The organism is Streptomyces sp. NPDC057543 (genome assembly GCF_042801895.1).
In the GTDB taxonomy this organism is placed as follows: Bacteria; Actinomycetota; Actinomycetes; order Streptomycetales; family Streptomycetaceae; genus Streptomyces.
Genome location: NZ_JBHVFF010000001.1, coordinates 81,588 through 103,933, shown reverse-complemented (window position 1 = coordinate 103,933; position 22,346 = coordinate 81,588). Strand labels below are relative to the sequence as shown.

General features: G+C 70.4%; 18 protein-coding genes. 9 read left to right on the top strand and 9 right to left on the bottom strand.

Annotation, left to right across the window (positions count from 1 at the left end; all coding sequences use genetic code 11):
• Window positions 1-40: 40 nt before the first annotated feature.
• The 4 genes from ACFU8Q_RS00480 to pdhA form a co-directional block, all read right to left on the bottom strand.
• Window positions 41-475, bottom strand: coding sequence for a VOC family protein (locus tag ACFU8Q_RS00480; RefSeq protein ID WP_384446201.1), 435 nt, complete (start codon window positions 473-475; stop codon window positions 41-43).
• Window positions 476-817: 342 nt separating this feature from the next.
• A complete protein-coding gene (locus ACFU8Q_RS00475; protein WP_384446200.1) occupies window positions 818-2,221 on the bottom strand; it encodes a dihydrolipoamide acetyltransferase family protein in 1,404 nt (467 codons plus the stop codon).
• Window positions 2,222-2,231: 10 nt separating this feature from the next.
• The gene (locus tag ACFU8Q_RS00470) at window positions 2,232-3,212 is read right to left on the bottom strand and encodes an alpha-ketoacid dehydrogenase subunit beta (RefSeq protein WP_384446198.1); all 981 of its coding nucleotides are present in this window, start codon (window positions 3,210-3,212) and stop codon (window positions 2,232-2,234) included.
• A gap of 2 nt (window positions 3,213-3,214) precedes the next feature.
• A complete protein-coding gene (pdhA, locus tag ACFU8Q_RS00465) occupies window positions 3,215-4,420 on the bottom strand; it encodes a pyruvate dehydrogenase (acetyl-transferring) E1 component subunit alpha (RefSeq protein WP_384446197.1) in 1,206 nt (401 codons plus the stop codon).
• Window positions 4,421-4,761: 341 nt separating this feature from the next.
• Here pdhA and ACFU8Q_RS00460 point away from each other — a divergent pair, with 341 nt between their 5' ends.
• From ACFU8Q_RS00460 to ACFU8Q_RS00450, 3 genes are all read left to right on the top strand, one after another.
• Entirely contained in the window at window positions 4,762-5,421 is a 660-nt protein-coding gene (locus tag ACFU8Q_RS00460) for a response regulator (RefSeq protein ID WP_384446241.1), read from the top strand.
• Window positions 5,422-5,807: 386 nt separating this feature from the next.
• On the top strand, window positions 5,808-6,239 hold the full coding sequence (locus tag ACFU8Q_RS00455; protein ID WP_384446195.1) for a pyridoxamine 5'-phosphate oxidase family protein: 432 nt from the start codon (window positions 5,808-5,810) through the stop codon (window positions 6,237-6,239).
• A gap of 121 nt (window positions 6,240-6,360) precedes the next feature.
• On the top strand, window positions 6,361-7,353 hold the full coding sequence (locus ACFU8Q_RS00450) for a phosphotransferase (RefSeq protein ID WP_384446239.1): 993 nt from the start codon (window positions 6,361-6,363) through the stop codon (window positions 7,351-7,353).
• Between the two features lie 47 nt (window positions 7,354-7,400).
• On the opposite strand, the gene ACFU8Q_RS00445 is transcribed toward ACFU8Q_RS00450, so the two are convergent.
• Window positions 7,401-9,044, bottom strand: a complete 1,644-nt coding sequence (locus ACFU8Q_RS00445) for a protein kinase (protein WP_384446193.1) — start codon at window positions 9,042-9,044, stop codon at window positions 7,401-7,403.
• A 297-nt stretch (window positions 9,045-9,341) separates the two neighbouring features.
• Here ACFU8Q_RS00445 and ACFU8Q_RS00440 point away from each other — a divergent pair, with 297 nt between their 5' ends.
• The 6 genes from ACFU8Q_RS00440 to ACFU8Q_RS00415 all read left to right on the top strand — a co-directional run bounded on the left by ACFU8Q_RS00440 (window position 9,342) and on the right by ACFU8Q_RS00415 (window position 17,081).
• A complete protein-coding gene (locus tag ACFU8Q_RS00440) occupies window positions 9,342-10,988 on the top strand; it encodes a protein kinase (RefSeq protein WP_384446192.1) in 1,647 nt (548 codons plus the stop codon).
• Between the two features lie 192 nt (window positions 10,989-11,180).
• A complete protein-coding gene (locus ACFU8Q_RS00435) occupies window positions 11,181-11,906 on the top strand; it encodes a hypothetical protein (protein ID WP_384446190.1) in 726 nt (241 codons plus the stop codon).
• Between the two features lie 82 nt (window positions 11,907-11,988).
• Window positions 11,989-12,615, top strand: a complete 627-nt coding sequence (locus tag ACFU8Q_RS00430; protein WP_384446188.1) for a PadR family transcriptional regulator — start codon at window positions 11,989-11,991, stop codon at window positions 12,613-12,615.
• Window positions 12,616-12,790: 175 nt separating this feature from the next.
• On the top strand, window positions 12,791-13,570 hold the full coding sequence (locus tag ACFU8Q_RS00425) for an ABC transporter ATP-binding protein (protein ID WP_384446186.1): 780 nt from the start codon (window positions 12,791-12,793) through the stop codon (window positions 13,568-13,570).
• Window positions 13,567-16,413: an FtsX-like permease family protein gene (locus tag ACFU8Q_RS00420; RefSeq protein ID WP_384446184.1), complete on the top strand. Its 2,847-nt coding sequence runs from the start codon at window positions 13,567-13,569 to the stop codon at window positions 16,411-16,413. The genes ACFU8Q_RS00425 and ACFU8Q_RS00420 overlap by 4 nt, the downstream gene beginning before the upstream one ends.
• A 119-nt stretch (window positions 16,414-16,532) precedes the next feature.
• Entirely contained in the window at window positions 16,533-17,081 is a 549-nt protein-coding gene (locus tag ACFU8Q_RS00415) for a bacterial proteasome activator family protein (RefSeq protein WP_323183884.1), read from the top strand.
• A 193-nt stretch (window positions 17,082-17,274) separates the two neighbouring features.
• Here ACFU8Q_RS00415 and ACFU8Q_RS00410 read toward each other — a convergent pair whose 3' ends face one another.
• The 4 genes from ACFU8Q_RS00410 to ACFU8Q_RS00395 form a co-directional block, all read right to left on the bottom strand.
• A complete protein-coding gene (locus tag ACFU8Q_RS00410; protein WP_384446182.1) occupies window positions 17,275-18,261 on the bottom strand; it encodes an NAD(P)H-quinone oxidoreductase in 987 nt (328 codons plus the stop codon).
• A gap of 227 nt (window positions 18,262-18,488) precedes the next feature.
• Window positions 18,489-19,625, bottom strand: a complete 1,137-nt coding sequence (locus ACFU8Q_RS00405) for a potassium channel family protein (RefSeq protein WP_384446180.1) — start codon at window positions 19,623-19,625, stop codon at window positions 18,489-18,491.
• Entirely contained in the window at window positions 19,583-21,367 is a 1,785-nt protein-coding gene (locus ACFU8Q_RS00400) for a molybdopterin molybdotransferase MoeA (protein ID WP_384446237.1), read from the bottom strand. Before ACFU8Q_RS00400 ends, ACFU8Q_RS00405 begins: the two co-directional genes overlap by 43 nt.
• 101 nt (window positions 21,368-21,468) lie before the next feature.
• The gene (locus ACFU8Q_RS00395; protein ID WP_384446178.1) at window positions 21,469-22,317 is read right to left on the bottom strand and encodes an NTP transferase domain-containing protein; all 849 of its coding nucleotides are present in this window, start codon (window positions 22,315-22,317) and stop codon (window positions 21,469-21,471) included.
• Window positions 22,318-22,346: the final 29 nt, after the last annotated feature.

Sequence of the window (22,346 nt, the reverse complement as noted above, 5' to 3'; positions counted from 1 at the left end):
ATCCCGGTGCCGGTCACCAGGTCGCCGTCCCGGAGACCGCTCAGTCGAGACAGAACTCGTTGCCCTCGATGTCCTGCATCACGATGCACGACTCGTTCTTGTCATCGGCGTACAGCACGTTCACGCACACCGCGCCGAGCGCGACCAGCCGATCGCGTTCGGCCTCGAGCGTGGCCAGACGCTCCGCGCCCACGAGCCCGGTGCCGGCCCGTACATCGAGGTGCACCCTGTTCTTGGCGACCTTGCCTTCGGGAACGCGCTGGAAGTACATGCGCGGGCCCTCACCCGTGGGGTCGGAGCACGCGAACCACGCCCCCCGCTCCTCGGGCGGCAGCGAGTCGTTGTAGGCGTCCCAGGAGTCGAACCCCTCCGGCGGCAGCGGTGCGACGTACCCCAGCACCTCGCACCAGAAACGGGCGACGCGCTCGGGATCCGCGCAGTCGAAAGTGATCTGGATCTTCTTGACCGATGCCATCGGGCCACCCTAGCAGCGGACCTCCGCAGCCCAATTCCCGGCGCATAATGGGACGTTGACCAGCGGATTTCCTTTGCGAACCGTTGCCGTGCCGTGCGGTCCCAGAGGGCGAGCCGATGCCGGTTCCTCCGCTCCGAGGAGTTGCTCGCCGATCCGGGGCAGTCCGACCCGACCAGCCCCCCCGACGAGTGTTACGGGCGAGGGCTCTTGATCGTCGCGCGGACCGCTGGGGCGTCGAGCCGCGTACCGTCGGCAGGACCGTGTTCGCCGAACTCACCGTGTGGCACGGGCCGGACATGCCGATGGGCCCTCGCAAACTTCGCGCGGGCCCATCTCGCACAGCTACGCCCAGGTGATCAGCCGCTTCGGCTGCTCCAGGATCGCGGCGACATCCGCCAGGAACTTGGAGCCGAGTTCGCCGTCGATCAGACGGTGGTCGAACGACAGGGCCAGCGTGGTCACCTGACGGGGCTTCACCTTGCCCTTGTGGACCCAGGGCTGGAGCTTGATCGCGCCGACCGCGAGGATCGAGGACTCGCCCGGGTTCAGGATCGGCGTACCCGTGTCGACGCCGAAGACGCCGACATTGGTGATCGTCACCGTGCCGCCCGCCATGGCTGCCGGGGACGTCCTGCCCTCACGCGCCGTGGAGACCAGCTCGCCCAGCGCCGCGGCGAGCTCCGGCAGGGTCATGTCGTGCGCGTCCTTGATGTTCGGCACGATCAGACCGCGCGGGGTGGCGGCGGCGATGCCCAGGTTGACGTAGTGCTTGCGCACGATCTCCTGGTTCGCCTCGTCCCATGCGGAGTTGACCTCCGGGTTGCGCCTGATCGCGACGAGGAGCGCCTTGGCGATGATCAGGAGCGGGTTGACCCGGACCCCCGCCATGTCCTTGTCTTCCTTGAGCTCCGCCACCAGCTTCATCGTGCGCGTCACGTCGACGGTCACGAACTCCGTGACGTGCGGCGCGGTGAAGGCGCTGTCGACCATCGCCTGGGCGATCGCCTTCCGCACGCCCTTGACCGGGATACGGGTCTCCCGCGCGCCCGCGACGGCAGCGGCCGGTGCCTCGGGGGCGGGGACCGTCGCGGCCTCCGCCGCGACGGGGGCCTGTGCCTGGGCCGGTACGGGCGTGGCCGCCGCGTGCACGTCGTCGCGGGTGATGATCCCGCCCTCGCCGGTCGGGACGACCGTCGCCAGGTCGATGCCCAGGTCCTTGGCCAGCTTGCGCACCGGCGGCTTGGCGAGCGGCCTGCTCTCCCGGACAGTCGCGGCGCCGTGGCCGTTCATCTCACCCTGGATCGCGGCCGCCGCGGCGGGCGCCGGCGCCGCGGTGCCCTTGCGGGCACGCCGCTTCGTGGAGGTCTCGGCGACGCCGTACCCCACGAGGACGGGCTGACGGCCCTTGGGAGCCTCGGGCTCCGGTTCCGGCTGCGCGGCCGGCTCGGGCGCCGGGGCCGCGTCACCGGTGCCCGGGGCCACGTCCACGGCGATGATCACCTGGCCGACGTCGACGGTCGTGCCCTCGGGGAAGCGCAGCTCGTGCACCACCCCGTCGTACGGGATCGGCAGCTCCACGGCCGCCTTCGCCGTCTCGACCTCGCACACGACCTGGCCGTCGGTGACGGTGTCGCCGGGCTGGACGTACCACTTGAGGATCTCGGCCTCGGTCAGTCCCTCGCCCACGTCGGGCATCTTGAACTCACGGAAGCGAGCAGCGTTGGAAGTGTCGGTCATCGTTGTCACGCCCCAGTCCTCAGTACGCCAGCGAACGGTCGACGGCGTCGAGCACCCGGTCGAGACCCGGCAGGTACTCGTCCTCCAGCCGCGCCGGCGGGTACGGGGCGTGGTAGCCGCCGACCCTCAGCACCGGTGCCTCCAGGTGGTAGAAGCAGCGCTCGGTGATCCGGGCGGCGATCTCCGCCCCGGAGCCGTAGAACACCGGCGCCTCGTGGACCACGACGAGCCGGCCGGTCTTCTCGACCGAGGCCTGGATGGCGTCGAAGTCGATCGGGGACATCGAGCGCAGGTCCAGGACCTCGATCGACTTGCCCTCCTCCTGGGCGGCCGCGGCCGCTTCCAGGCAGACCTTCACCATCGGCCCGTACGCGACGAGCGTCAGGTCGGAGCCCGTACGCGCCACCGCGGCCCGGTGCAGCGGACCGGGAATGGAGTCGGTCTCGACCTCGCCCTTGTCCCAGTAACGGCGCTTCGGCTCGAAGAAGATGATCGGGTCGTCGCTCTGGACGGCCTGCTGCATCATCCAATAGGCGTCGCTCGCGTTCGAGGGCGAGACCACCTTCAGGCCCGCGACGTGCGCGAACAGGGCCTCGGGGGACTCACTGTGGTGCTCGACGGCACCGATGCCGCCGCCGTACGGAATCCGCACGACGACCGGCAGCTTGATCTTGCCGAGCGCACGGGCGTGCATCTTCGCGAGCTGCGTGACGATCTGGTCGTACGCCGGGAAGACGAAACCGTCGAACTGGATCTCCACGACGGGCCGGTAGCCGCGCAGGGCCAGTCCGATCGCCGTACCGACGATGCCGGACTCGGCGAGCGGGGTGTCGATCACCCGGTCCTCGCCGAAGTCCTTCTGGAGTCCGTCGGTGATCCGGAAGACGCCGCCCAGCTTGCCGACGTCCTCCCCCATGATGAGGACCTTGGGGTCGGTGTCGAGAGCCTTGCGCAGCGACTCGTTGAGAGCCTTCGCAATGGACATCTTTTCCATGGCCATGGCTACTTGCCCTCCTCGGCGGAGTCGGAGTCGGAGTCGGCGAACGATGCCTGGTAGGCGGCGAACTGGGCGCGCTCCTCGTCGACGAGCGGGTTCCCGTCGGCGTAGGCGTGGTCGAAGATCGCCATCCGGTCCGGATCGGGCATCGCCCGTACCGCCTCACGCACCCGCTTGCCGAGGGCCTCGCTCTCCTCGTCCAGGGCGGTGAAGAACGCCTCGTCGGCGCTGCCCTGCTTCTCCAGGTAGGTGCGCAGCCGCATGATCGGGTCCTTGGCCTCCCAGGAGGCGCGCTCCTCGTCCGCCCGGTACTTCGTCGGGTCGTCGGAGGTGGTGTGCGCGCCCATCCGGTAGGTGAACGCCTCGACGAGCGTGGGCCCTTCCCCCCGGCGGGCCCGCTCCAGCGCCGACCTGGTGACGGCCAGGCAGGCGAGTACGTCGTTGCCGTCGACCCGGACTCCGGGGAAGCCGAAGCCCTGCGCGCGCTGGTAGAGCGGGACGCGGGTCTGCTTCTCGGTCGGCTCGGAGATCGCCCACTGGTTGTTCTGGCAGAAGAAGACGACCGGGGCGTTGTAGACCGCGGAGAAGGTGAACGACTCGGCGACGTCTCCCTGGCTGGACGCGCCGTCGCCGAAGTACGCGATCACGGCCGAGTCCGCGCCGTCCTTGGCGACGCCCATGGCGTAGCCGGTGGCGTGCAGGGTCTGCGAGCCGATGACGATCGTGTACAGGTGGAAGTTGTTGCTGTTCGGGTCCCAGCCACCGTGGTTCACACCGCGGAACATCCCGAGCAGATTGGTCGGGTCGACGCCCCGGCACCAGGCGACACCGTGTTCGCGGTACGTCGGGAAGACGTAGTCGTCGTCGCGCAGGGCCCGGCCGGAACCGATCTGCGCGGCCTCCTGGCCGAGCAGCGAGGCCCACAGGCCCAGCTCGCCCTGGCGCTGCAGGGCGGTCGCCTCGGCGTCGAAGCGGCGGGTCAGGACCATGTCCCGGTACAGGCCGCGCAGTTCTTCGGCGGTCAGGTCGATCCCGTAGTCCGGATGCTCCACCCGCTCACCCTCGGGCGTCAGCAGCTGTACGAGCTCGGGCTCGGAACTCTGTGGCGTCTTGGCGGACACCTTGGCGGACGTCCTAGCGGGCGTTTTCACGGCGCTGGTCCGCTTACTGCTGCGTCGCGGTTTGCTCGCGGCAGTGCTCTCCACGGTCACGTGCGTGCTCCTCCGTCGGTCCGGCCCCCGGGGTCTGCCGGGAAGCCAGTGCGGCTCGCCTGTGTCCGTACCCGTGCACGGGGTGGGTGCCGCTCGGTCCGGGAAACAGGCGTGACAGGTGCCCCGGCGAGCGCCCTGCCAAAAGCACGTTACCCAGTACGCCGCATAACTGCGAAACCCTATCTGACCTGCGATTTTGCTTGGATTTCCAAGTAAATCGAAAAAGTCGGGAACTCTCGCTGGTCACAGCACTGGGAACAGCCTTGCAGGCCGCCGGAACAACGGCACGTTATCCCGCCGTTCGGCGGCAGGGAAGAGGCGAGTGTGTGAGACTGCGTTTTGTGCGCGAACAAGGAAAAATCACCGTTTTTCTGCTGGACGACCACGAAGTCGTCCGGCGCGGAGTCCATGAATTGCTCTCGGTCGAGGACGACATCGAGGTCGTCGGCGAGGCCGGCACGGCGGCGGACGCGCTGGTCCGTATCCCCGCGACCCGGCCCGACGTGGCGGTGCTCGACGTACGGCTGCCGGACGGGAGCGGGGTGGAGGTCTGCCGGGAGATCCGTTCCCAGGACGACAGCATCAAATGCCTGATGCTGACCTCGTACGCCGATGACGAGGCACTGTTCGACGCGATCATGGCGGGCGCCTCGGGGTATGTGCTGAAGGCGATCCGCGGCAACGAACTGCTGAGCGCTGTACGGGATGTGGCAGCCGGGAAGTCGCTGCTGGACCCGGTCGCGACCGCCCAGGTGCTGGAGCGGCTGCGCAACGGGAAGAAGGGCCGGGGCGACGACAAGCTCGACAGTCTCACCGATCAGGAGCGCAAGATCCTCGATCTGATCGGGGAGGGGCTGACGAACCGGGTGATCGGCGAGCGGCTGCACCTCGCCGAGAAGACGATCAAGAATTATGTCTCCAGCCTGCTCTCCAAACTGGGCATGGAACGGCGCTCGCAGGCCGCCGCGTACGTGGCCAGACTGCAGGCCGAGAAGGGCTGAACGAGGGGGACTGCGGGAGGCTGCGGCGGGGTGCGGCGCTCGCGGGCCGCTGCGTACGTGGCCAGGCTGCAGGCCGAGAAGGGCTGAACGAGGGGGACGGCGGGAGGCTGCGGCGGGGCGGGACGGCGACGCGTGGCCGGGCAGCCGGACACTGCCGGGCGCGGCCGGTCGGGGTCCGAACGGCCGGGACGGTCCGCCCCGGCCGGAAACGCGCACGGTCCGACGCGCCGGAACAGCCCCGGCCGCGGGCCGGCACCGTACGCCGGAAAGAACCCGACGCGCACGGAGCGGCCGTGGTCCTCGGTGGTCTTCGGGACTTTGGTCCCGGACCACCTGGGGCCGCGGCCTCTTTTTTACGGTCTCCCCGGTGGCGGAGAGTGGAGGCCATGTCCTCTGAGGAACTCCACGCGCTCGATCTGCTCGGCCGCGTCCCCTACGGCCGGCTGGCGACGAGCATGCGAGCCCTCCCCATACTGGCGATCGCCCGCCACATCGTCGTCGACGGCCGCGTCGTCCTGCGGATGCACAGCGGCCTCGGCTACCACGAGGCCTGCGACGGCACGGTCGTGGCATACGGGGCGGACAACGTCAACACGCCCTCGGGGGACGACGGCGAGCTGTGGTCCGTGCAGTTCACCGGCCCCGCCGAGATCGTGCACCCGACCCCCGAGCAGCGGGAGCGCTTCGGCACCGCCCCCACCCGGATGAACGGGGAGCCCTTCGCCCCGGCCTACCTCGGGGTCGACCCGCACCTCGTCTCCGTGCACACTCTGGGCCTCTCACGCAAGTCAGCCGAGCCGCAACGCAGCGTGATCTAACATCTGGCGAGTGCCGCGCTCATCTGTAACCCTTCCGTCTGCTCCGCCGGTCGGCGAGGTGCCGTGCTCCTCCGCCCCCCGTTCCGCGGTGCCCCGTCCGCCCGTTCCTCCGGTGGACGAGGTGCTGCGCCGCTACCCGGACGCCGGTGATCCCCTCACCTGCAAACCTGTCACCCAGGGCCTCCTCAACCACGGCTACCGCGTCTCCACCACCCGCGGCCACTACTTCCTCAAGCACCACCTCGACGACTCCACCGGCGACCGCGCCACGATCGTCCGCCAGCACCGCGCCACCCAGCGGCTCCAGTCGCTCGGCGTGCCCGTCGCCCCGCCCGTGGAGGACACCGAAGGTGACACGGTGACGGAGATCGGCGGCCGGTGCTATGCCCTGCACCCCTGGGTCGACGGGCTGCACCGGGCCGGCGCCCAGCTCACCGCCGCCCAGTCGCAGCGGCTCGGGGCGCTGCTCGGGGCCGTGCACACCGGACTCGAACAGGTCATGGAGGCGGGCGCGGGCCTCACGGGGCGGTCCGGCGGGTACCGGAGCCCCGATCCCGCCGACACGTTCGCGCTGATCGACGACCTGCTGGCGGCCGCCCGCGGGCGCCGTCCCCGGGACTCCTTCGACGAGCTGGCGGAACACCGTCTCCTGGAGCGGCGGGCCCTGCTGGAACAGCACGCCGACCGCAGGCCGCCCACCCCCGACGTCCCGGCCACCGGGTGGGTGCACGGTGATTTCCACCCACTGAACGTCCTCTACCGGGGCACGGACCCGGCCGCGATCCTCGACTGGGACCGGCTGGGGGTCCAGCCCCGCGCGGAAGAGGCGGTGCGGGCCGCGGCGATCTTCTTCGTGCAGCCGGCCGGGAAGCTGGAGCTGGAGAAGGTACGGGCGTACGCGGGGGCCTACCGGCGGGTGGCCGGGGCGGGGGCGGCGGAACTGGCCGCGGCGGTGCACCGCGTGTGGTGGGAGCGGCTCAACGACTTCTGGATACTGCGCTGGCGATACTGCCTGCACGACCGAAGGGCCGACCCGCAGTTCCCTGCGGTGTCGGCCCTGGCGGTCTGGTGGACGCGCGAGTACGAGGCGGTGTGCGAGGCGTTCACGGGGTGAGACCTCGCGCGTTCACGGAGTGGGAGTTCGCCGTGAACGCTGTGGGGTCACGGGCTGGTGCCGCCCGAGACGGGATTGCCACCGGATCCGCCGAGGGGCCCCCCGGTCGCATCGCTGCCCGTACTGCCCGTACTCGTGTCGGTGCCGCCGCTGTCGCCCGTGCCCGAGCTGCCGCTGTCGCCGCCCGTACCTGAGCTGTCGCCGCTCGTACCGGTGCTGCCGTCGCCCGTACCTCCGGCACCGCCGTCGGCCGTACCCGTGCCACTGTCGCCCGTGCCACCCGTATTCGGTGTGGACGGTTCCGTCGACGGAGGCTCGGACGACTCGCTCGGGGTGACCGGCGGGGTGTAGGACTTCTTCGGCGGAGGCGAGTCCTGCTGGTTGCCGGTGGAGTTCTCCGGAAGTTGGCTGCGCTCGCTCTGCTGATCGCTCGGCTCGGGCGAACTCTCCGGCGAGGACGGTGAACTGGAGGTCGTCGCGGGCGTCTTCTCGTGCGTCGTGCCGCTGCCCTTCGCGGCGCTGACGGCGAAGGCGACACCGACCCCGATCGCGATCAGCGCGAGCACGACGAACAACCACAGCTTGCCGCGGCCGCCCCCGCCCCCGTTCCCGCCTTCGTAGCCCCCGTCATCGGGGTTCATCGGCGGCAGGATCGGGCCCTGCGAGGTGTCCCCGTGCTGCGGGTGGCCCATCGCCATCGTGCCACCGGTGATACCCATCGCCGGGGTGTGTCCGCCCTCGTGCATCGCGACCGTGCCGGTGTTCCACGTGCCCGTGTGGCCGCCCTGCACCTGGAGCATCTGCAGGCCGTACTGGATGAGGCCGCGCATCTCCTCGGCGCTCTGGAACCGGTCGTCCGGGTCCTTCGCGAGCGAGCGCATGACCAGCCCGTCCAGCTCCGGCGGCACCGCGTCCAACACCTCGGACGGCGGGACCGGAATGTCCTGCACGTGCTGATATACGACGGAGAGCGGCGTCTCACCCGTGAACGGGGGCCGCAACGCCAGGAGTTCGTACAGCAGGCAGCCGGTGGCGTAGAGGTCGGAGCGGTGGTCGACGGCCTTGCCCAGCGCCTGCTCGGGGGAGAGGTACTGCGGCGTGCCCATGACCATGCCGGTCTGCGTCATCGTCGACTGCGCGCCGTGCAGCGCACGGGCGATGCCGAAGTCCATCACCTTGACCGCGCCCGAGTTCGTGATGATCACGTTGGCGGGCTTGATGTCACGGTGCACGATGCCGTGCTGGTGCGAGTACGCGAGGGCTTCCAGCACGCCCGAGACGATGATCAGGGCCTGCTCGGGCGGCGGCGCCTCGGCGTTGAGGAGCAGATCGCGGATGGTGCGGCCCTCGACGAGCTCCATCACGATGTAGGGGACGGTCTGGCCGCCCACCACGTCCTCGCCGGAGTCGTACACGGCGACGATGGCGTGGTGGTTGAGGCCCGCGACCGACTGCGCCTCGCGCGTGAACCGGGCCTTGGAGACCGGATCCTCCGCGAGATCGGAACGCAGGAGCTTCACCGCGACCGTACGTCCCAGCCTGACGTCCTCGGCCGCGAAGACCTCCGCCATGCCGCCCCGGCCGAGCCGGTGGGTCATCCGGTAACGTCCGTCACCGACGACGCCGCCGATGCCCCAGGAGTCGGTGCCATCCGAAACTCCGCCGCCGTTTGCTTCGGAATCGGGTGCCATCAGTCCTCGCCGTCGTATCTGTCCGCGCGTCCGCGGGTTCTCACGGTGTCTAGCTGCATTGCCACGTCACGCTACAGCCTCTGCGGGACACACCGTTCCCGAGAGGGACCGGTCATCCAACCGCCCGGCGCGCCGCCCGGGCAAATTCGATGCGGATCCTGTAACGCTTCCGAGACGCTTCTTGTGCGTAGGGTCACGGAACGGGCACCCGGCTTGACGTGTCGTACCCCTCGGGCAGACTTGGCGCGTAAATAGGGATCATCGCGTCAGTCGCGCGCGCCGAGGGGGAAGCAAGTCATGAGCCAGGACGGCGCACACGGCGCTCAGGGGCGCTACGCGGGCGGTTCGGTCGCCGGCGGCCGATACCAGCTTCGCGACCTGCTCGGCGAAGGCGGGATGGCATCCGTATATCTGGCGTACGACTCCGCTCTGGACCGCCAGGTCGCGATCAAGACGCTCCACACGGAGCTGGGCCGCGAGCAGTCGTTCCGCGAGCGGTTCCGGCGCGAGGCACAGGCCGTTGCCAAACTGCAGCACACCAACATCGTCTCGGTCTTCGACACCGGCGAGGACGAGCTCGGCGGCGCGCTGATGCCGTACATCGTCATGGAGTACGTGGAGGGGCAGCCGCTCGGCTCCGTACTCCAGGCGGACATCCGGAACTACGGGGCGATGCCGGCCGACAAGGCGCTCAAGGTGACGGCCGACGTACTGGCCGCGCTGGACACCAGCCACGAGATGGGCCTGGTCCACCGCGACATCAAGCCCGGCAATGTGATGGTGACCAAGCGCGGTGTCGTGAAGGTCATGGACTTCGGCATCGCCCGCGCCATGCAGTCGGGCGTCACCTCGATGACGCAGACCGGCATGGTCGTCGGCACCCCGCAGTACCTCTCCCCGGAGCAGGCCCTGGGTCGCGGGGTGGACGCCCGCTCCGACCTGTACTCGGTCGGCATCATGCTGTTCCAGCTGCTGACCGGGCGCATCCCCTTCGACGCGGACTCGCCGCTCGCCATCGCGTACGCGCATGTCCAGGAGGAGCCGGTCGCGCCCTCCACCATCAACCGGTCGATCACCCCGGCGATGGACGCGCTCGTCGCCCGCGCGCTGAAGAAGAACCCGAACGAGCGCTTCCCCAGCGCCGCGGCGATGCAGGACGAGATCGCGCGCGTGCTGAGCGCGAGCGGGCAGACGGGCGCCCCGGTGATCGTCGCGGGCGGCGGCGCCCCGGCGAACAGCGGTTCGGGCGTCGGCTCGGCGGTCTTCCCGCCGGTCGACCAGTCCACTCCGGCCCCGCAGAACGTCCAGATGCCGTACCAGCCGGGCCCGTACCAGTCGGGCCCGTACGGTGCTCCGACCCCGGCGCCCACCCCGGCCCCGTCGTACGGCTATCCGCAGCCTGCTCCGGCGTACCAGAGCCAGGCGCCGATGTCCCCCATGTCCCCGATGCAGCAGCAAACCCCGCCGCCGTACACGATCGCGCCGCAGACGCAGGGCGGCTCCGGCGGGGGCGACGCCAGGCGGAACATGCCGGTGATCATCGGCTCGATCGTCGTCGCGTTGGTCGCCATAGGCGGGCTGATCACGGTGCTCGCACTGAAGGACGACCCGGGTACGAAGGGTGCCTCCCCGAGCGAGTCGTCGGCATCGAGCGAGCACAAGGATCCGGAACGGAACCGGACGATGAAGACCGATGCCTGCACGGACGCCATGGAGAACAACGACGACCCGCACAAGGTCGACGCGCCGAGCTTCCTCTACAAGGACATCCTCTCCGCGAAGGCGTGCGCGGACGCGGCGGGCTGGACGATCAAGGAGATCAAGGTGCCGGGGAACGCCTACGCGGAGGACCAGGTCATCGACCAGTTCCCGACCCCCGGAACCGCCGTACCCAAGACGGGCGCCCACTTCGAACTCCGCATCGCGACGGGCGACCCGGCCTGAGCGGACGCGGCAGACACGTACGCGGCGGGCTCGTTTCGCGCGTGCACGACGGGCGCGGTACGCACGTACACGGCAGTGGCGGGCGGGGGCGATTTCCTGAGGGTGTCACATATCCGAGATGCCGGACATATCGTCACATGTGACGCTGACCCCATGGCTCAAGGACTCCTCCCATCGCGGTCCACGAGGTGCGTGGTCTGCCTCATATTCTCGGCGGGCGCGGCACTTGGGGCCGCGACAGGCCAGGCGCACGCGGACCGGCGCGCCGCCGGAAGGACGCCGGAGGCGGTCAGCGACTCGGTGACGCCTCCCGCGAGGACCTCCGCCGCGTCCTCCGCCCACCCGACCACCGGCCCGAGTACCCCCGGTGCCCAACCGTCGGACAAGGAGTCGGCCACCCCTTCGGCCGAACCCTCGGCCATGCCGACCGCCACCCCGCCGGACGGCGGCTCGGCCGCCCCCGCGCCCCCGGCGCCCGCGCTGCCCTCCTCCCTCACATCCGGTTCTGCTTCGACCTCCCCCTCCGGCCCGCCGTCCGCCGCAGCCGCGGACACGAAGTCGCCGTCCCACGAAGTGCAGTCCCCGCTCGCCGGGCGCGAGGCCGGTGAGGGACGGCTGCGGCCCGGACGGCCGCTCGCACCCGCGGACAGTTCTTCCGCCGAAGCCGCCGAACCCGACGAGCCCGCCCAGTCCGACGTACCCGACGCGTCCGACACGTGGCCCGCGACGACCGATCCTGGGACGGTCCCCGCCGCGATACCCGCTGCGAGCACGTCCCCCGAGCCCGGCCGGCCCGCGCCGCAAGCCCTCTACGGGCCGGCCGTACAGCGCATGCAGCGGGTGTCCCTGGGCGCGGGAATCGCGCTGATAGGGCTGGGGCTGGGCTTCCTCGCGTTACGCATACGTCGCTCGACCTGAGACGCCCACAGGCCTGCAACCAGCGCGCAGACGCCCCGGACGGGATTTGCGTCGATCGACATACTGGGTATACATACTCAGTATGTCGATCCGTCACGGGCTACTGGCCCTGCTGGAGCGGGGGCCCAGATACGGCTCGCAGCTCCGCACCGAATTCGAGTCGCGCACCGGCTCCACCTGGCCGCTGAACGTCGGCCAGGTGTACACGACGCTGAGCAGGCTGGAGCGCGACGGCCTGGTCGTCCAGGACGACGAGGACGACCAGGGGCACGCCCTCTACGCCATCACCGACGACGGCCGCACCGAGCTGCGCAGGTGGTTCGAGACGCCCGTCAACCGCAGCAATCCGCCCCGTGACGAGCTGGCCATCAAGCTCGCCATGGCGGTCGGAGCGCCCGGTGTGGACATCCGGGCCGTCATCCAGTCCCAGCGCCACCACACCCTGAAGGCGATGCAGGACTACACCCGCCTCAAGGCACAGGCCCTCGCCGATGTCCCGGCCAACCGCGACGAGGTCGCCTGGCTGCTCGTACTGGAACAGCTGATCTTCCAGGCGGAGGCGGAGGCCCGCTGGCTGGACCACTGCGAGTCCCGGCTGGTCCGCCTCGCCGAGGCCGCCGCCACGGAACCGGAACCCGAGGGTACGACCGGCCGCACCCCGGCAGTCCGCACCCCTGCCCGTACCGCCCGTCCACGCGGCCGGCGCTGACCACCGACCACCCGCGTACACCCGGCACATACCCGGACCATGCGACGCCCGGCATCCGCCACCCGGCGCCCGGCACAAGCTCCGGAGCGCCCGCGTACGCACCCGGTGCCGGCCACGGACCGCTTCCGGGTCCGCCGCCGGTCACAGACCTGTTCCAAGGGGGGAACCACCCACCATGTCCTCACGCGCCCCGTCCCGATCCGCGTCCTCGTCCGACGCACCACTGTCGGTCGACGCACCGGTGCTCGAACTCCGAGCGCTCACCCGCACCCACGGCACCGGCATCGCCGAGGTGCACGCCCTGCGCGGCGTCAACCTCGCCGTGCACACCGGTGAACTCGTCGCCGTCATGGGCCCCTCCGGCTCCGGCAAGTCGACCTTGCTGACCATCGCCGGCGGTCTCGACACCGCGACCAGCGGCCAGGTCGTCATCGAGGGCCAGGACATATCCGGCCTCGGCCGCAAGGGCGTCGCAGCCCTGCGCCGCCGCAGCGTCGGTTATGTCTTCCAGGACTACAACCTGATCCCGGCGCTGACCGCCGCCGAGAACATCGCCCTGCCGCGTGAGCTCGACGGGGTCTCCGTGCGCAAGGCCCGCAAGGAGGCGCGGGCGGCGCTGGAGGAGATGAAGCTCCTGGAGATCGCCGACCGGTTCCCGGACGAGATGTCGGGCGGCCAGCAGCAGCGCGTCGCGATCGCTCGCGCACTGGTGGGGGACCGGCGCCTCGTGCTCGCCGACGAACCGACCGGGGCACTCGACTCCGAGACCGGCGAGGCCGTGCTCGCACTGCTGCGCAACCGCTGTGACCAGGGCGCGGCCGGCGTGATGGTGACGCACGAACCGCGGTACGCCGCCTGGGCGGACCGGGTCGTGTTCCTCCGGGACGGTTCGATCGTCGACCAGACACTCACCGCCGACGTCGACTCGCTGCTGGCCGCCGAGGGCGCCAAGTGAGCGTCTTCACGGGGTGGCGCGCCGCCCTCCGCATCGCCAGGCGCGACGCGATGCGCGCCAAGGGCCGCAGCGCGCTGGTGGTCGCGATGATCGCGATACCGGTGCTCGGCGTCACGGCCCTCGATGTGACGTACCGCAGCGTGACGCCGACCGTCGCCGAGCAGCTGACCAGCAAAATGGGCTCCGCCGACGCGCTGTTCAGCGACGGGATGATGGGGCCCATCGAGCAGCTCCCCGATGGGGCGGTGAGCAACATCTACATGGGCGTGGACGACGCACCGCCCGTGGAGGACGGCGACCCGGTCGACATCAGGACGACGTTCCCCAAGGGTTCGCGGGCGATCAGCGTCCAGTCCGTCCCTGCGAGTGTCACCACCCGGTACGGCGTCACGAACACCGACATCGTCGAGATCCGGACGTCGGACGCGATGGCCCGCGGCAAGATCGACCTCGTGCGCGGCGCCTACCCGCACGGCAAGGGCGAGATGGCCGCCACGGAGCCGTTCATGAAGGCGACCGGTCTGCACGTTGGTTCGACCACCACCGTGCGCAACTCCGGCCGGACGTACACCATCACCGGTGTGGTCGAGCTGCCCAGCGAGCTGAAGACCGAAGCGCTCTACGCCGACCCCGGTGCGGTCATCGCTCCGTGGAAGGCCGAGGCCGACCGGGACAAGAAGGTGCTTCCGCCGAACGCCGGGTCCATGGACTGGCTGGTCAAAGGCCCCGCAGGGATCGGCGTGACCTGGCCGCACGTCATGGCGGCCAATAAGTCGGGCGTGCTCGTCACGTCCCGGCAGGTCGCCCTCGACCCACCGCCGGACTCCGAGATCCCGCTGATGGCCAGGAACCCCCACATCGCCGACAGCGGCTCCGGAGAGCTCAGCACGGCACTCGTCACCGTGATCGCCATGGCGGTCCTGGAGATCGTGCTGCTCGCCGGACCGGCCTTCGCGGTCGGTGCACGACGTTCCCGCCGTCAGCTCGGCCTCGTCGGCACCTGCGGCGGAGACAGGCGCCACGTCAGGGCCGTGGTGCTCGGTGGCGGTCTGGTGCTCGGTGGCATAGGAGCGGTGACGGGTGTCGTGGTGGGCCTCGGACTCACCGCGGCTTTCCAGCCCGTGATCGAGAACTGGGCCGGACACCGGTTCGGCTCTCTGACGATGCTGCCGCTGGAGTTGCTGGTCATCGCCGCGATCGGCCTGATCACCGGCTTGTTGGCGGCGTTCGCCCCGGCGATCGTGGCGAGCCGGCAGTCGGTACTGGAGTCGCTGACCGGCCGGCGCGGCGTCCGCCGCTCCTCCCGGCTGCTGCCCGTCCTGGGCGCCTGCGTGCTTGCGCTCGGTGGCGCGGTCGCCCTCTACGGCGGTACCAGCGGGGATTCGACACTGGTCGCCGGCGGATCGATCGTCGCCGAACTCGGTCTGCTCGCCTGCATCCCGGTGATCGTCGGCTTCCTCGGGCGGCTCGGCAGGAGGCTGCCTCTCTCGCCCCGGATGGCGCTGCGCGACGCCGCCCGCAACCGTGGCCGTACCGCTCCCGCCGTCGCCGCGGTGATGGCGGCCGTCGCGGGTTCGGTGGGCATCGCCACCTACATGTCCAGCTACTCGGCCGAGTACGAGTACAACTACACCCCCTTGCTCACCGAGGGAACCATCGTCGTCTCGTCCTTCGGCGAGGAGTCGGCCGAGCGGCTCCCGCTGGCTCGGACGGCCGTGGAGCGGAACATGGCCGTCACCGGCGGACACGCGGACTTCCGACGGGTCTGGGCGGGCAGCGACTGCAACTCCTACGAGGAGAACCACTGCGGCACGCTGGAACTGGTCAAGCCCAGTGGCAAAGCACACAGTTGTCCGCTCACCCGCAAGGGGGCCAAGGAACTTGCCGCGCGACTCTCCGCCGACGAGCACAAGAAACTGGTGCGTTCCCCCGCCTGCCTGACCGACCTGATGACATCCGGTGTCTTCAACACGGACGAGAGCAACATCGTCGTCGCGGACGCGGCCCTGCTCGACACGTATGTGAAGCTCGACGACCCCGCGGCCGCCGAGGCGCTGGCCGCGGGCACACCGGTACTCCTCAACCCGGTGTACGCGGAGAACGGCGAGGTGACCATCAAGTCGGTCCACCAATACAACGAGAAGGACAAGAAGAACTGGAAGCAGCACCCGGGCAAGGCGCGGACCACCGTGGACAAGCTGAAGGTGTACGTGGCCCCCGCCAAGTACGCCGCCACCCCCGGAATCCGCATGATCCTTCCGGAGCGGACCGCGGAGCGGCTCGGCCTGCACACCAGGGTGGCCGGAAGCGTGTATGCCGTCTCCCACGCCCCGACGAACGCCGAGGACCAGCGGGTTTCCGGTGCCATCGCGCAGACCGGCGGCGGACTATGGGTGCAGTCCGATCACGGCCCCGGCCAGGAGGACAACACCGTACTGCTGATCCTGACCCTATTCGCCGGCATAGTGACGCTGGGCGCTGCCGCGATCACGACGGGCCTCGCCAAGGCGGACGCGGAGGCCGATCTCAATACCCTCAGCGCAGTGGGTGCCCCTCCGGGCGTGCGGCGGAGGCTGTCCGGCTTCCAGTGCGTGGTGGTGGCGCTCACGGGTGTGGTGCTCGGCACACTGGCAGGTCTGGTGCCCGCGGTGGCGCTGCGTCTCATCGACCTGCGGGAAGCGCTGAAGCAGATGCGCCTGGACCCCACACAGTCGGCGTACACGCCGATCGTGCTGCCCTGGGCGACCATCGGTCTGCTCGTCGTGTGCGTTCCGCTGCTGGCCGGGGTACTCGCGGCGGCTTTCACGCGGTCGCGCCTGGTGCTGGCACGGCGGGCGGGGTGATCACGCGGGCGACGCGACGAGTGGCCTGACCGGCTGATTTGGTGCCCCTGTAAACGGTGGATCAACCGTTTGCGGGGGCACCACGGTGTTGTACGGCAGGTGTGCGAGACAATGACGCCATGGAGATGCCGAGGAATGAACGGTCGCAGGAGCACCCCCAAGTCCTCGTGGTGGGGCAGGACGGCATGGCGATCGGCGGCGGTGGCACTGACGACGAGTCGCGTGAGGTCCCGGTGACGGAGATGGTCGAACAGCCCGCGAAAGTCATGCGCATCGGCAGCATGATCAAGCAGCTCCTGGAGGAGGTCAGGGCTGCTCCTCTCGACGAGGCGAGCCGGGTCAGGCTCAAGGAGATCCACGCGAGCTCCGTGAAGGAGTTGGAGGACGGCCTCGCGCCGGAACTGGTGGAGGAGCTGGAGCGGCTCTCCCTGCCGTTCACCGAGGAGTCGGTGCCCTCCGAGGCAGAACTCCGGATCGCGCAGGCCCAGTTGGTGGGCTGGCTGGAGGGCCTCTTCCACGGCATCCAGACGGCGCTGTTCGCCCAGCAGATGGCGGCGCGGGCCCAGTTGGAGCAGATGCGCCGCGCCCTTCCGCCGGGGAGTGGCCACGAGGACGAGGACGGCAGCGGGGACCAGCACGGGGCCATCCGGTCCGGGCCATATCTGTAGTCGGTACGCCACTCCGGTCCGTGCGGCACTCTGGTCCGTACGTTTCGATGACGTAGCAACGCCAAGGCCCGGCACGCATGGTCGACGACCTGTGTGCCGGGCCCAGTTGTGTGCCGTGCGTCCCGGTCGCGGGTCAGGGGGCGTCCCGGTGACGGGGCAGCGGGCGTCCCGGTGACGGGGCAGCGGGCGGGGGTCAGCCCGCGGGTGTCCGCAGAAGCACCTTCCCGATGTGCGCGCTGGACTCCAGCACCCGGTGGGCCTCGGCGGCCTCGGACATCGGCAGCGTGCGGTCCACGACCGGCCGTACGACACCGTCGGCGATCAGCGGCCAGACATGTTCGCGTACGGCGGCGACGATGGCGGCCTTCTCGGCGAGCGGACGGCCGCGCAGTGAGGTCGCGGTGATGGCGGCCCGCTTGTTCAGCAGGGCGCTCAGATTCAGCTCACCCTTGACGCCGCCCTGGAGGCCGATGATGGCCAGCCGGCCGTTGACGGCGAGTGCCTTCACGTTCCGGTCCAGGTACTTCGCGCCGACGATGTCGAGGATGACGTCCGCACCGGCGCCGTCCGTCGCCTTGCGCAGCTCCTCGACGAAGTCCTGCTCCCGGTAGTCGATCAGGATGTCGGCGCCCAGCTCCGCGCAGCGCGCCAGCTTCTCCGGTCCGCCCGCGGTGACCGCGACCCGTGCGCCCACGGCCTTGGCGAGCTGGATCGCCATCGTGCCGATGCCGCTGGACCCGCCATGCACCAACAGCGTCTCGCCGGGGCGCAGATGGGCCACCATGAACACGTTCGACCAGACCGTGGACGTCACCTCGGGCAGTGCCGCCGACAGCGTCAGGTCGACTCCGTCCGGTACGGGCAGCAGCTGCCCGGCGGGTACGGCGACCTTCTCCGCGTAACCGCCACCGGCGAGCAGTGCACACACCTCGTCGCCGACCGACCAGCCGCTGACGCCGGGCCCGATCGCCGAGACACGGCCGGCGCACTCCAGGCCCGGGTACGGGGAAGCACCGGACGGCGGGTTGTAGAACCCCTGCCGCTGCAGCACATCGGCGCGATTGACCGCGCTGGACGCGACATCGACGAGGACCTCGCCTTCGCCGGCTACCGGATCGGGCACCTCGGCCCATACGAGCGCCTCGGGGCCACCGGGTTCGGGGATCGTGATCGCATACATGGCGGCGAGGCTACTCCGTGGCGCGGAACGGACGGAGCCGCGGCGCTGGACAGGCAACCATACGGCGCCGGGAGGCGACTCCATGACGCGACGGGCCGAGCGGTGAGAGCGAACCGGAACGACGGGAGCAGCGGGAGCAGCGGGAGCGAGCCGAGTCGGCGGGGTGCCCACCATCGACCCGAGGATGACTCCCGATGACGAGATCGTGGCGCCCGCGAAATGCCCGGCTACGGGCGGGGCGCGCCTGGCGCCGGGTGACTGGGCGGTGGTTCGTTCGAGGCACGCACGATGGTGATCAAACGGTCCGTCAGCTGCAGGGGGCTGGCCGCCGGATCGTCGTATCCGAGCAGCCGATGCCCCCGCAACACGCTGACGACGAGATCCTCGGTCTCCCGGACACTCTTGCCCACCTCGGCCTTTATCACCGGCCGTTCGACGAGGTCGAGACCGCTGCCCTGCTGGATCAGGTCCTCCATCACCGTGCCCGCGCTGGGACTGAGGACGGAGAGGCCGAGTAGCCGGCCCGCCGCGCTGGCGCTGGTGATCACCGCGTCGGCGCCGGACTGCCGGAGCAGCGGGGCGTTCTCCTCCTCGCGCACCGCGGCGACGATCTTCGCGCCTCGGTTGAGCTGCCGCGCCGTCAGCGCCACCAGCACCGCCGTGTCGTCACGCTGTGTGGCGATGATGATCTGACGCGCCTTCTGGAGCTCGGCACGCAGCAGAACCTCGCTGCGCGTCGCATCACCGACCACCCCCACGAACCCTTCGGCGTTGGCGATCTCGATCACCTTGCTCGCCGGATCGACGATGACGATCTGTTCCTTCTTCAGACCGGTGGCCCGCAGGGTCTGAATGGCCGAACGGCCCTTCGTGCCGAAGCCGACGACAACGGTGTGGTCACGCAAGTTGGTTCTCCAACGCTTCAGCCGAAAGTCCTCCCGGGTCCGTTCTGTGAGGACCTCAAGAGTGGTGCCGACCAAGATGATCAGGAAGAGCACCCGCAGCGGTGTCACGAGCACCACATTGGTGAGCCGGGCGGCGTCCCCGTACGGGGTGATGTCTCCGTATCCGGTGGTGGAGAGGGTGACCGTCGCGTAGTACACCGCGTCCAGCAGGTCGACGTTGTCATCGGCGGCGTCGTGATATCCCCCGCGGTCGAGCCAGACGATCAGCACCGTGGCGGCAAGCACTATCAACGCCATCATCAGCCGTTTGGCGACCTGCCGCGCCGGTCCTTGGACGACCCTGCGCGGGAGCTCCACCCGCGTGGGCGCGACATGCTCGTCGGCGCGCCTGGCCATCGCATCGTGGCCGGGAAGTTTCACGTGAAACACCCTTCCGTCCACGGCGTCGCCGAGGCCCACGGTAGGTCGAGGATCTCCACCTCGGTGCCGGACCGTACCCCGCCGGGAGGTATGACGGCCAGCCCGTCCGCCGCGGCAATCCCTCGGAGCATGGCCGGACCGTTGTAGTGCAGCGGTACGACGTGTTCGGCACCGGTGCCGGTTCTCGCGCTGCCCAGATTCCGGCCGCTGTCGTCGGGGTCGCCCGCACGGTGGACGACGGGTACAAGACGGGTGTCGCGCGGGTGCCCGTGCACCTCGTCGCGCACCACTGCCCGGTACGGCGTCTCCGGCGCATGGCCGGCCAGCCCGCGGAGCAACGGTTCGGCGAGCGTGAGAAGCCCGGAGACGGCGGCCAGCGGATTGCCCGGCAGCCCGACGAGATACGGGCCCGCATCCGGCCCCTCCGCCCTGAACCTGGCCAGCAGCATCGGGTGGCCGGGGCGCACGGCGACGCCGTCGACCAGCAGCTCGGCCCCGATCTCGGCAAGGACCGGGTGGACGTGGTCGACAGGGCCTGCGGCCGTGCCGCCGGTGGTGATGATCAGATCCGCGTCGGAGGCGGTGAGGGCACGCCGGAGGGCCGCGGCGTCGTCGCCGAGGCGCTGCGGGGCGGAGACCTCGGCACCCAGGGCACGCAGCCAGGGGCCGATCATCGGGCCGAGCGCGTCACGGATCAGCCCGTCGTGCGGCAGCCCACTGGTCAGGAGTTCGTCACCGAGAACGAGGACATCGACGCGGGGGCGGGGGACGGTGCCCAGCTCGTCGTACCCTGCGGCGGCGGCCAGGCCGAGAACTGCGGGCGTCACCAGGGCGCCGGCGGGCAGGAGTTGATCACCGGAACGGCATTCCTGGCCTCGGGGCCTGATGTCCTGCCCCGGATGTACCCGGCGCGTCGCGTGGAGCAGCCCCTTGGACTCGTCCACGCGAGCGTGCTCGCTGCGGATCACCGCGTTTGCGTCCGCCGGGATGCGTGCGCCGGTGGCGATCCGTACGGCATCGCCGTCGGGGAGCGCAGCGGGGGCGCGGTGCCCGGCCAGGATGCCCGGATCTTGGCCCGGACGTGGGCTGAGGCGCGCGCTCGGGCGTGGGCCTGTGTCGCCCTCCTCACTCCCGCTTCCTTCGACCTCGCGGATGGTCCATGGACCCGGTCCGGTGACAACCCAGCCGTCCATGGCGGAGGTGTCGAAGGACGGCAGATCGGTGAGTGCGACGAGCGGTTCGGCGAGTACGTGTCCGAGTGCCTGCCCGAGGGGAAGCCGCCGGGTACGGACGGGTACGTCACGGCCCGCCCGCGCGGCGAGCGCGCGCGCCTCCCGCCAGGGGTACGTCCGGCCGACCGGGGACTGTGACCTGGACGGGGATACGGACGCACGCTCTTCCGTGGGGCGGAGCCTGCCCGTGGAGTTCGACGACTCCGAGGAACAGGAGTCCATGAAATGGGGCCAACCAGCAGACTGAGGCCGGTCCACGGGCCGAGGCCCGTCCACGGAGTGGGGCAGATCCGCAGAACCGAGCCGATCCACGGACCGAGGCAGGTCCGTGAAGCCGAGCCGGTCCGTGGACCGAGGCTGATCCACAGAGTGAGACCGGCGTGACGGTTGGAGCTCATCCGAGGACCGGTGCCCAACCAGCGCGAGGGCCTGTTCAACGGCCCGATCCTCTTCGGCGGCCCGCAGCTCCTCCTGGGTCGGCACCCGCTCGCCCGACGCCGGACTGTCACGCGCCGGGGCCCCACCGCCCTCCGAGGGCTCCACGCCCATCGAGGGCTCCTCGGCCGCCGAGGGCCCTGCGTTCACCGGCGCAACGCCCATCGGCGCGGCATCGGCCGCCGGGAGCGGGTCGGACCTGTCGTTGCGAGCCGTCATGGGGTCTCGTTCTCGTCCGCCCACCGGAGGGCCAGCGCGGCGGCCTTGCGGGCGGCCTCGGCCACCGCTGCCGGGCCGTCGCCGTCGCTGCTCGCCTTCGCCGCCGCGTACCCGACAAGGAACGTCGTCAGAGGCGCGGCGGGACGGGCGACGCCGTGGGCGGCGTCCCGGGCGAGATCGAGCAGGACGTCGGTGTCGACGTCGAGTTCGATGCCCAGTTCGTTCTTGACTGCGTTGATCCATTCATCCAGCACGGTCCCATGCTCTCTGATACGGGCCCGGGCCGACGCAATGTCCTCCCAGGTGTCGCAGTCGAAGGAGGCGAGGGGGCCGGCCTCCACCCGGGCAAGGTCGAGCTCGTTCATCAGCAACCGCAAGGGCAGCCCGGACAGACCTCCGTGCTCGGTGGCGATCAGGGCGAGCTCGCGGCGCAGCGGTTCGCCACGATAAACCGCGACGAGAGGCTGATCACGACCGTCCTGGTCGGTGCACAGGGCCCCGTCCCGCCGACCGTCACGAGCGGCGGCCAACAGCGCTCCGACGGTGCTCTCCCCGAGGAACGGCAGATCGGCGGAGAGCACGAGAACCCATTCCGCGCCGGTACGCCGGACGCCGGCGTCGAGCGCGGCCAACGGGCCACCGCCCTGCGGTTCTTCACGCGTCCAGGTCACTGCGCGCACGGTGGGCCGCCGCCCGCCCACCACCACGGTGGTCGAGGCGTCGGCGCAGGCCGCGAGCACCCGGTCGAGCAGCGCACGGCCACCGACCCGGATGCCGGGCTTGTCGGCGCCGCCGAGCCGCTTGGCGGCCCCTCCGGCGAGGACGATGGCGTCATACGCGGTCATGCTCCGAGTATGCGGGCCACGGCCCCCGT